Source organism: Kitasatospora sp. NPDC058406 (genome assembly GCF_042722765.1).
GTDB lineage: Bacteria > Actinomycetota > Actinomycetes > Streptomycetales > Streptomycetaceae > Kitasatospora.
Map to the genome: position 1 here is coordinate 1 of NZ_JBHXKE010000304.1, position 9,402 is coordinate 9,402.

9 protein-coding genes are annotated in these 9,402 nt (G+C 72.1%); 2 read left to right on the forward strand and 7 right to left on the reverse strand.

What is annotated here, in order from left to right:
* Positions 1 to 1,178 precede the first annotated feature (1,178 nt).
* Complete coding sequence (locus ACFWOG_RS36475) at positions 1,179 to 2,171, reverse strand: AraC family transcriptional regulator (protein ID WP_380363688.1); 993 nt, start codon at positions 2,169 to 2,171, stop codon at positions 1,179 to 1,181.
* 288 nt (positions 2,172 to 2,459) lie between these two features.
* On the opposite strand from ACFWOG_RS36475, the gene ACFWOG_RS36480 reads away from it, so the two are divergent.
* Positions 2,460 to 2,813, forward strand: coding sequence for a hypothetical protein (locus ACFWOG_RS36480; RefSeq protein WP_329876283.1), 354 nt, complete (start codon positions 2,460 to 2,462; stop codon positions 2,811 to 2,813).
* Positions 2,814 to 2,936: 123 nt separating this feature from the next.
* On the opposite strand, the gene ACFWOG_RS36485 is transcribed toward ACFWOG_RS36480, so the two are convergent.
* Genes ACFWOG_RS36485 through ACFWOG_RS36510 form a run of 6 tightly spaced genes read right to left on the reverse strand, consistent with a single transcriptional unit; the run spans position 2,937 to position 8,208 of the window.
* Positions 2,937 to 3,257 (reverse strand): DMT family transporter, encoded by a 321-nt coding sequence (locus tag ACFWOG_RS36485; protein WP_380363690.1) that lies wholly within the window; start codon positions 3,255 to 3,257, stop codon positions 2,937 to 2,939.
* Positions 3,258 to 3,263: 6 nt separating this feature from the next.
* The gene (locus tag ACFWOG_RS36490; protein WP_380363692.1) at positions 3,264 to 4,010 is read right to left on the reverse strand and encodes an HAD family hydrolase; all 747 of its coding nucleotides are present in this window, start codon (positions 4,008 to 4,010) and stop codon (positions 3,264 to 3,266) included.
* 41 nt (positions 4,011 to 4,051) lie between these two features.
* Positions 4,052 to 5,131 (reverse strand): ABC transporter ATP-binding protein, encoded by a 1,080-nt coding sequence (locus tag ACFWOG_RS36495; RefSeq protein WP_380363694.1) that lies wholly within the window; start codon positions 5,129 to 5,131, stop codon positions 4,052 to 4,054.
* Between the two features lie 47 nt (positions 5,132 to 5,178).
* Positions 5,179 to 6,018 carry an ABC transporter permease subunit gene (locus ACFWOG_RS36500; protein ID WP_329948660.1) on the reverse strand — a complete coding sequence of 280 codons (840 nt, stop codon included), beginning with the start codon at positions 6,016 to 6,018 and terminating at the stop codon, positions 5,179 to 5,181.
* Positions 6,006 to 6,986: an ABC transporter permease subunit gene (locus tag ACFWOG_RS36505; RefSeq protein WP_355399861.1), complete on the reverse strand. Its 981-nt coding sequence runs from the start codon at positions 6,984 to 6,986 to the stop codon at positions 6,006 to 6,008. Before ACFWOG_RS36505 ends, ACFWOG_RS36500 begins: the two co-directional genes overlap by 13 nt.
* A gap of 52 nt (positions 6,987 to 7,038) precedes the next feature.
* The gene (locus ACFWOG_RS36510; RefSeq protein WP_355399863.1) at positions 7,039 to 8,208 is read right to left on the reverse strand and encodes an ABC transporter substrate-binding protein; all 1,170 of its coding nucleotides are present in this window, start codon (positions 8,206 to 8,208) and stop codon (positions 7,039 to 7,041) included.
* 340 nt (positions 8,209 to 8,548) lie between these two features.
* Here ACFWOG_RS36510 and ACFWOG_RS36515 point away from each other — a divergent pair, with 340 nt between their 5' ends.
* Complete coding sequence (locus tag ACFWOG_RS36515) at positions 8,549 to 9,334, forward strand: GntR family transcriptional regulator (RefSeq protein ID WP_329876269.1); 786 nt, start codon at positions 8,549 to 8,551, stop codon at positions 9,332 to 9,334.
* Positions 9,335 to 9,402 lie beyond the last annotated feature (68 nt).

Below are 9,402 nucleotides of genomic sequence, written 5' to 3' on the forward strand. Positions count from 1 at the left end.
AATGGTTCGCCCGGTGCCAACGGGCTTCCCGGTGCGAACGGTTCGCCCGGTGCCAACGGGCATCCTGGCGGCAACGGTTCGCCGGGTGCGAATGGTTCGCCCGGTGCCAACGGGCTTCCCGGTGCGAACGGTTCGCCCGGTGCCAACGGGCTTCCTGGCGGCAACGGTTCGCCGGGTGCGAATGGTTCGCCCGGTGCCAACGGGCTTCCCGGTGCGAACGGTTCGCCCGGTGCCAACGGGCTTCCTGGCGGCAACGGTTCGCCGGGTGCGAATGGCTCTCCCGGCGCATCAGGTCCGGCAGGTCCGGCAGGTCCGGCAGGTCCGGCAGGCCCGGCCGGCCCGGCAGGCCCCGCAGGCCCATCCCAGTCTCCAAGCGGTCATGGCGGTCACGGGCATGGTGGTCCTGCACAGGGCGATCACGGGAATGGCCACGACAACCACGGCGACGTGCCGGGTGGCCCCGTCCACGGAGGCAACGTTCAGGGCGGCAACGTTCAGGGTGTTCCCGTCCACGGAAGCAACGTTCAGGGCGGCAACGTCCAGGGTGTTCCCGTCCATGGAGGCAACGTGCAGGGCGCTCCCGTTCAGGCCGGTAACGTTCAGGGCGCGCCCGTCCACGGAAGCAACGTGCAGGGCGGCCCCGTCCAACACCTGAACGAGTCGGGGCAGGCGCTCGCCGCGACCGGTGCGGGCGGATCGATCGGCGTCGTGGTCGGCTCGGTGGCCGCCATCGTCCTGGGAAGTGCACTCGTCCTCCTCGTGAGGCGAAGCGGACGGGCCGCAGCCCGCCGTCGGCACTGAGGCGCATCTCGTTGTGGGCTGAGTCGCCGATCGGATGCTTCTGTCCGGTTGGTGATCAGTGAAGCGGTAGGGGGACCGGATCGAGCCGCTGTCGCCGGCCGATCCGGTCCGCGTGCGGCGGTGGGCAGACCACCGCCGCACGTCGGACGGCGCCGCGGCCCAGCAGTGGTCCTACGTCGGCATTCCGACCCAGCAGTGGGTGTTCTCCCACTGACGTCGTGCAGTGACCGCGGCCGACCGGTTCCCGACCGGTCGGCCGCGACCGCGTCGTGCCGGCTTCCCCATGGCTTCCCCGCAGTCTCCAGGCCGTTTCCGGGCGGCGGGACGAGTCCGCTGCCGATCGGGCAGCGCGCGCCTGCCCGCGATCGGACGCTCCGTCACTCCGTCCCTGGTGCGGCGTCCGAGGCCGGGGACTGCCGACGGAAGGCGCCGGGGGGAACACCGTAGGCCTCGCGGAACGCCCGGCCGAACGCCGACGCGTGGCTGAAGCCCCGCCGCGCGGCGATGACGTGCACCGGCACCCCCCGGTGCGCGGGGTCGGCCAGGTCCTGCCGCGCTCGCGCGAGCCGCTCGTGTTGCAGGAAGCTCGCGACCGTGGCTCCGTTCCCCTCTCGCTGGAACAGGCGGTGGAGATAGCTGACGGATATGTGGTGCGCGGCGGCGATCGCGCGGATGTCCAGCTGCGGGTCGTCGGCGTTGTTCCGCACGAAGGCCATGATGCGGAGCGCCAGGGTGCGTTGGCGGGTCTCCGGGGTCAGCGACCGGTCGGCGTCGAGGACACCGGCGAAGAGCGCGGCCACGAGGTCGGTCAGCACCGTGCTCAGGCGCGGGGCGTCGGCCGGCTGGTAGGAGTGGCTCTCCCTCGTCACCTGGTCGAGGAACGTGGCCAGCAGGGCTCCCATTCCGCCTCGGGCCGAGATGTTCCTTCCGACGATCCGTCGGGCGGTGCCCGCAGGCAGCGGAAGGAGGGCCTTGGGCACCTCGACCCCGATGATCTTGAACGGCTCCTGGAGTGCGCTGACGAACGGGAGCGAGGTGTCGGTGGTGTGGTACTCGAACTCCTTGCGGGCGACGCTGTCCCTGCCCTGGGTGACCACTCCCGACCCGCGCTTGACCAGCGAGATGTGGAGGGCGTCGGGGTCCGACCTCCCTATCAGCTTCCGTGTGCGACGGAAGGTGAGGGGTTGGCATTCCAGGGGATAGACGGTGATCTCGCCGAGTGCGATGGTCCGCTGGTTCACCCAGAAGTCGGCAGCGTGATCGCTCCACATGTCCATGGGTGCGTGCGTCTCCGACATGAGCGCCCGCCAGCATTCGAACCGGTCGGCGGGCGGCAGGTCGGCACTGCGGAACGTCCTCTCGGGCAGCATGATCACGGGTCTACACCGGCCGGGGCGGACCGCGCAAGGAATTCCCCGGGCTCCGGGCCGCTCCGCCGGCGACCGCTCCGGTGTCCGGTGCCGGGTGCGGCCGGCCGAGTCGACTGTCCGTCAAGATCCGGTGCACTCACCGCCGATGACCGGTGCGCCGGGTCTTGGAAGAGTGAGCGGCGGATCGAGCGGCCCGGAGGGCGACGCCGACGCACCCGGGGGCACGCCTCCGGGGCCGGCTCCCACGGGCGCTCCCCGGCAACATCGGTCGACAGATGAGGAAGCACCATGAGGAAGAGAATCGTCCGGACAGTCGTGGCGACGTCGGCGATGGCCGTCTTCGGACTCTTCGCGGCGTCCCCGGCGAGCGCGGCGTCCGCATCGTGTTCGAGTGGGGGCGGGGTCTGCACCAGTAGCAGCATCCCGGCGAACGGCAACCACCAGGTGTGCTTCGGGGGGCAGCACACCGCGCTGTCCTACTGGGGTCGTGCCGAGCTGTGGGACGCCGACACCGGCGTGATGGTCGGCTCCATAGCGACCAACCCGTTCCGGTGGCAGCAGGCGTGCACCGGCGGCCTGTACGGGGCCCACTACTACCTGCGTGGCACCGGCAACCAGTTCTACGGCGAGGTCTGGAACTGACCCCTGGCCCCTGAACCCTGACCTCTGACGCCCGCCGTCCGGCGGGCCGGCGGGCCGGCGAGGGCAGCGGAACGGAGCAGGAAGTCGGGGCGGCCGACTTCCTGCTCCGTGGGCGGTCGTGCGTCAGTGGCTGCCCTTCAGGTTGAGCACCACCACGCCGACGACGACCAGGGCGAGCCCCAGCCACTGCAACCGCCCCAGCGACTCGCCGAAGGCCACCACGCCGATGCCGGCGACCGCCGCCGTCCCCGCTCCCGACCAGACCGCGTACGCGACCGACACCGGGATGTGCTTCAGCGCCTTGCCGAGCAGGTAGAACGAGAGGACGTAGCCGATCGCCACCCCCACGCTCGGCCAGAGCCGGCTGAAGCCGTCGGTGAGCTTCAGGCAGCTGGTGGCGCAGATCTCGCTGAGGATCGCCAGGGCCAGGAGTACGTAGGGCACGGGAGGTCAGACCCCGGGCGCGGCGGTGAGCTTCCCCAGCAGCGCGACGTCGGCGTGCTCCAGGCTGTCGAGCAGCGTCACCCGCGAACCGCCCGGGATCCGGGTGTCGCCGGACGGGACGGCGAGCACCACGCAGCCGGCCGCGGTGGCGGAGGCGACGCCGGTCGGGGTGTCCTCGACGGCGACGCACGCGGCCGGGTCGAGGCCGAGGCGTGCGGCGGCGGCGAGGTAGGGGTCGGGCGCGGGCTTGGTGCGCGGGGTGTCCTCGGCGGCCAGCGTGACGGCGAACCAGTCGCGGCCGATGGTGCCGAGCACCATGTCGACGACGCGGCGCGGCGAGGCCGACACCAGTGCGGTGGGCACGCGGGCGTCGCGCAGTTCGGCGAGCAGGGCGAGCGCGCCCGGCCGGGGGACGGTCTCGGCGGCGACCTTGCCGGCGAACGAGTCGCCGAGCCGGTCGGCGAGTTCGGCCTCGCTCAGCGACGTCCCGCTGACCCGGTGGAGGTGGGCGGCGGTGTGCTCGACGGCCTGGCCGAGCACCTCGGGGACGTCGGAGTCGGTGAGCGAGTGGTGGAGTTCGTCGGCGAGTTCGGCGGCGGCCTGCCACCAGAGGTGCTCGGTGTCGACCAGCGTGCCGTCCATGTCGAAGAGGACGGCGGCGGGCGTCACGGTCGCGGCGGGTGCGGCCGGCGACACCGGTGCGGCGGGGACAGCAGGAACAGCAGGAACGGCGGATTCAGCGGATGCAGGCATGGCGGTACCTTCGATGGTTCATCAGGAGGAGGGCGGACGGGTCAGACCGTACGGCGGTCGACCAGCACCGGGCGCTCCGGCAGGGTCAGCGCGGCGCGCGAGCCGACGGGCAGTGCGGTGGCGGTCTCGGTCGGCAGGTCGGCCTTGACCTCGGTGCCGTCGCCGAGCCGGACGGTGAGCCGGGTGACGGCGCCCAGGAAGGACGCGGAGACCACCTGGGCCGGGCCGTCCGCCGCCGGGGCCAGCGCGACGTTCTCCGGCCGCACGAGCACGTCCAGCGGGCCGTCCGCGGGCAGCTCGCCGTCCACGGCGTGCCGGCGGCCGAGAACCTCGACGCCGTCGCCGGCCCGGACGCACGGGATGCGGCTCATGGTGCCGACGAACTCGGCGACGAAGGCGGTGGCCGGGCGGGCGTAGAGCTCGGCGGGCGCGGCGCACTGCTCCAGCCGGCCGGCGCGCAGCACCGCGACCCGGTCGGCCATCGAGAGCGCCTCCTCCTGGTCGTGGGTGACGAACAGCGTGGTGATCCCCAGCTCCTGCTGGAGGCGCCGGATCTCCTCGCGCAGCGACAGCCGCACCTTGGCGTCGAGTGCGGAGAGCGGCTCGTCGAGCAGCAGGACGCGGGGCTGGAGGGCGAGCGCGCGGGCGAGCGCGATGCGCTGCTGCTGGCCGCCGGACAGCTGGTGCGGGTAGCGGTCGGCGTGCTGGGGCAGGCCGACGAGCTCCAGCAGCTCCTTGGCCCGGTTGAGGCGTTCGGCCTTGCCTGCGCCGCGCATCCGCAGGCCGAAGGCGACGTTGTCGGCTGCGGTCAGGTGCGGGAAGAGGCTGTACGACTGGAACACCATGCCGGCGTCGCGCTTGTGGGCGGGGATCGCGGTGATGTCCTCGCCGTCGACCAGCACCTGGCCGGAGTCGTGCTGCTCGAAGCCGGCGAGGATGCGCAGCGCGGTGGTCTTGCCGCAGCCGGACGGGCCGAGCAGGGCGAGGAGTTCGCCGGGCTGCACGGTCAGGTCGAGGCCGTCGAGCGCGGTGGTGGCGCCGAAGGTGCGGCGCAGCGAGCGGAATTCGACGGTCGCGCCGCCCGATCGGGTGGCGGTCTTCTCAACGGCGAGGGAGGTCAAGGGAGTTCTCCGGAGGTGCGGGGGAGGCCGGCGTGCGGTCAGGGAGGTCAGGACGTGGTCTTGGCGTGGCGCTCGCGGCCGAGGGTGGCCAGCAGGAGCAGGAGCAGCCAGGTGATCAGCAGGCTCAGGATGGAGACCGCGACCGACATGTGGGCCTGGCTGTTGCCGACCGTGTAGATCCAGACCGGGAAGGGCTGGTAGCCGAGGATCGAGGCGGCGGTGAACTCGCCGAGCACCAGGGCCAGGGTGAGGAAGGAGGCGTTCAGCAGCGCCCCGCGCAGGTTGGGCAGGACGACGGTGAACACCGCACGCGGCCAGCTCGCGCCGCAGTTGCGGGCGGCCTCGACCAGGGTGCGGACGTCCACGGCGCGCAGGCCGGCGTCCAGTGCGCGGTAGGCGAGCGGCAGGCCCATCAGCACGTAGGCGATGACCAGGACCAGCGGGAAGTCCGGGTCCTGGACGAACACGAAGGTCTGGAAGAACGGCGTGTCCATCAGGTAGTCCGGGCCCCAGCGCAGCACGCCGATCAGGCCGGCGGTGAGGGCGACGGGCGGGACGACCAGCGGCAGGGTGCAGAGCACGTCGATCACCGGGCGCAGCTTCGGCGCGCCGAGCCGGACCGCGATCAGGGCGGGGACCAGCAGGAGCAGCAGCACCAGGACGGTGACGACGGCGAGCCCGAGGGTGAGCCAGAGGCTGTCGAGGAAGCCGGGCGCGGAGAGCAGCCCGGTGTACGCCTCGAAGGAGTAGCCCTGGGGCTCGTCGATCGAGAAGTAGCCGGCGGCGGCGAGCGGGACGACGAAGTAGATTCCGGCGATTCCCAGGACGGCGCCGCGCCACCAGCGCACCTTGGTGCGGCCGGTACGGGTGGGGGTCAGCTGAGCCATCGGGCGCTCCGGCGCTGGAGGGGGAGGTACACGGCCATCACGAGGACGGCCACGACGATCATGTTGAGGCTGAGGGCGAGGGCGAGGTTGCCCTGGCCGACCAGCACGTTGCCGGAGAGCGCGTCGGCGATCGAGCGGCTGACCAGCGGGACGGTCGCACCGACCATCGCGGCGGCGGTGGCGTACGCGGCGAAGGCGCTGCCGAACAGCAGGACGAAGCCGCCGAGCAGGGAGGGCAGCAGGATCGGCAGGGCGACGTGCCGCCAGTACTGGACGGTGGTGGCCCGGTTGTTCTGGGCCGCCTCGCGCCACTGCACCCGCAGGCCGTCCAGGGCCGGCGTGATGGTGAGCACCATCAGCGGGATGAGGAAGTACAGGTACACGATGGTGAGTCCGGTGAACGAGTAGAGCGTCCAGCCGTGGTCGGTGAGGTGGAGCAGCTGGGTGACCTCGCCGGCGTTGCCGAGGGTGGCGACGAACGCGAACGCGAGCGGCAGGCCGCCGAAGTTGGCGAGCACGCCGGAGGCGGTCAGCACGGCCTGGCGCAGCCAGGTGTGCCGGGAGGTGACCACGGCCTGGGCGATCGGCAGGCCGATCAGGGTGGCGAGCAGGGCGGTCAGCGCGGAGAGCTTGAGGCTGCTCAGCATGGCCGTCCAGTAGGCGCCCTGGACGGAGGCGGTGATGTTGTCGAACGTGAACTGGCCGCCGCCGCCCTCCGCGTCGGTGGAGGTGGTGAACGCGCCGATCACGATGGCGACGGCCGGCAGGCCGAAGCCGACGAGGAAGAAGAGCAGGAGCGGGACGGTGGCGAGCCAGGAGGCGCCGCCGAGCCGGGCGAGCGGTCGCCGCCGGGGGGCGGGGACGGTGGTCGTGGGGGTGGACGTCGTGGCGGTTCCGGACGCCCCCGCGCCGCCACCGAGGTCGGTGGCGGCGGGGGTGGTCGGCACCGGGGTGGGAGCCGTGGTCATGAGTGCCTTTTCGCGGTGGAGTCGGCCCGAAGTGCGGTGCGGGGCGGGAGTGTCAGCCCGCGATCGCCTTGGTCCAGTTCTCGGTCACGACCTTCTTGGCGGCCGTGATCTGGTCCTGGGTCGGGAAGGTGGTGAAGGGCTTCTCGACGGTCGGCAGCTTGGCGGCGGCCGTGGCGTCGAGGGTGCCCTCCTTCTTCAGGGCGTCGAAGGTGGACGGGGTGGCGTAGCCGCCGAGGAAGAGGTTCTGGCCCTCGGCGCTGAACAGGTACTCCTGCCACAGGCGCGCGGCGGCGGGGTGCGGGGCCCACTTGTTGATGCCCTGGTTGTAGAACTGGGCGTAGCTGCCGTCGGAGGGGATGGAGACCTTCCAGTCGACGCCCTTGTCCTTGAACTGGTCGCTGTAACCGGCGTTCAGGTAGGACCAGTCGATCGAGATCGGGGTCTCGCCCTTCTCGATGGTGGCGGGGGTCGACTCGACCGGGTTGAAGTTGCCGGACTGCTTGAGCTTGCCGAAGAAGTCGATGCCGGGCTGGATGTTGTCCAGCGAGCCGCCGTTGGCGAGCGCGGCCGCGTAGACGCCGCCGAACGCCGAGCCGGACTTGGTCGGGTTGCCGTTGAGGGCGACCTGGCCCTTGTACTCGGGCTTGAGCAGGTCGGCGAAGGTCTTCGGGCAGCTGGCGATCTTCTTGGCGTCGCAGCCGATCGAGATGTAGCCGCCGTAGTCGTTGACGGCGGCGCCGGCCGCGTCCTTCTGGGAGGCCGGGACCTTGTCGAAGGTCGCGACCTTGTAGGGGGCGAGCAGGCCGTCCTTGACCGCCTGGAGCGCGAACGCGCTGCCGAGGTCGACGACGTCGGGGGCGCGGTCCTGGCCCTTGCGGGAGGTGATCGCGTTGATCTCGTCCTGGCTGGAGCCGTCCGGGTTCTCCTCCTCGACCTCCAGGCCGTACTTGGCCTTGAAGCCGTCGATGATCTTGCCGTAGTTCGCCCAGTCCCGGGGCAGCGTGATGACGTGCAGCTTGCCCTCCTTCTTGGCGGCGGCGATCAGGCCGTCGATGCCGCCGAGGTCGGCCGCGGAGGTGGCCTCCTTGGCGTCCTTGGTGCCGGCCTTGGCGGCGTCGCCGGCCTTGGCGGTCGAACCGGCGGAGCCGCAGGCGGTGAGGGAGAGCGCGGCGGCGGTCAGTACGGCCGCGAAAGCGGCGGCGCGGGCACGGTGCACGGTCACGGGTCAGTCTCCTGATCAGGGCGTACTGCGAGGGGTGCGTTTCGCGGGGATTCGTCGGGCGAGTGGGGTGGCCGGGGCGGCCGGGCCGGGGTGAGCGGCCGGTTGTTCGGCGCCCGAGTTGACTAGCCAACTTCGCTGACGGGGGTAAGTACGCCGGAGCCCGATGACGGGAAGGTGAACGGATGGCCCAGTCCCGGGGTCGGCTGCGGGAACGGTCGAATCAGGTCGCCGGCGGATGATCGCCGGAGTGCGATGCTTCGGTGGCGCAGCGGGATAAGGTCGGGCTGTCCGCGCCGGTACGGCTGTGCAGGACACCGCCCCTGGAGGGACATTGACTGACGTGGCAGTGGAGTCGGGCCGTCCGGCCGCCGAGGACCGCGCCACCGGCGCGCTCTACCGCAAGGTCGCCGCCGACCTGCGCGAGGCGATCACCACCGGCGCGTTCGGCGAGGCCGGCCGGCTTCCCGCCGAGGGCGCGCTCGCCGAGCAGTACGGCGTCTCGCGCGGCACCGTCCGCCAGGCGCTCGCCGTGCTCCGCTCGGACGGGCTGGTCACCTCGCGGCGGGGCACCCGCCGGGTGGTGCTGGGAACGGCCCGCGTGCAGAGCTTCTCCGAACTGCTCAGCTTCACGCACTGGGCGTACTCGATGGGGGAGGAGCCCGGCGGCATACTCGACTCGCTGGTCCGCCGCCCGGCCGACGCCGCCGAACGCGAGCAGCTCCGCCTGGAGCAGGGCGCGGACGTCTACGTGACGGTCCGGCTGCGCACCCTCTCCGGCAAGCCGGTGATGGTGGAGCGGACGGTCTACCCGCCCCGGGTCGGCGAGATCGTCGCCGAACTGCCGCCGGACGTCGTCTCGCACACCGAGGTCCTGCGCGAGCACGGCATCCTGTTCACCGACGCCGACCACACCATCGACATCGTCGTGGCCAACGCGGACGACGCCCGGCTGCTCGGCTGCCGCCGCGGCGGCCCGCTGCTGCGCGAGCGGCGGCGGACCACCGACCCGACCGGCACCCCCGTGGAGTGGTCCCAGGACCGCTACCTGCCCGGCACGGTGGCGTTCAGCGTGCACAACTCGCTGGCCGCGTCGGCGCTCTCCCGGCACGCCCGGGAAGTGGACTGAACCCTCGGCGGGGGGATGCGGACGGCGTTCGCGGCTCGGGGGCCGGAGCGCGCGGCGGGGTGGTGGGC

Excerpts from the sequence above, each read along its gene's own strand:
- ACFWOG_RS36475 (WP_380363688.1), bottom strand. The coding sequence starts at position 2,171 with ATGCTGCCCGAGAGGACGTTCCGCAGTGCCGACCTGCCGCCCGCCGAC.
- ACFWOG_RS36480 (WP_329876283.1), top strand. The coding sequence starts at position 2,460 with ATGAGGAAGAGAATCGTCCGGACAGTCGTGGCGACGTCGGCGATGGCC.
- ACFWOG_RS36490 (WP_380363692.1), bottom strand. The coding sequence starts at position 4,010 with ATGCCTGCATCCGCTGAATCCGCCGTTCCTGCTGTTCCTGCTGTCCCC.
- ACFWOG_RS36500 (WP_329948660.1), bottom strand. The coding sequence starts at position 6,018 with ATGGCTCAGCTGACCCCCACCCGTACCGGCCGCACCAAGGTGCGCTGG.
- ACFWOG_RS36505 (WP_355399861.1), bottom strand. The coding sequence starts at position 6,986 with ATGACCACGGCTCCCACCCCGGTGCCGACCACCCCCGCCGCCACCGAC.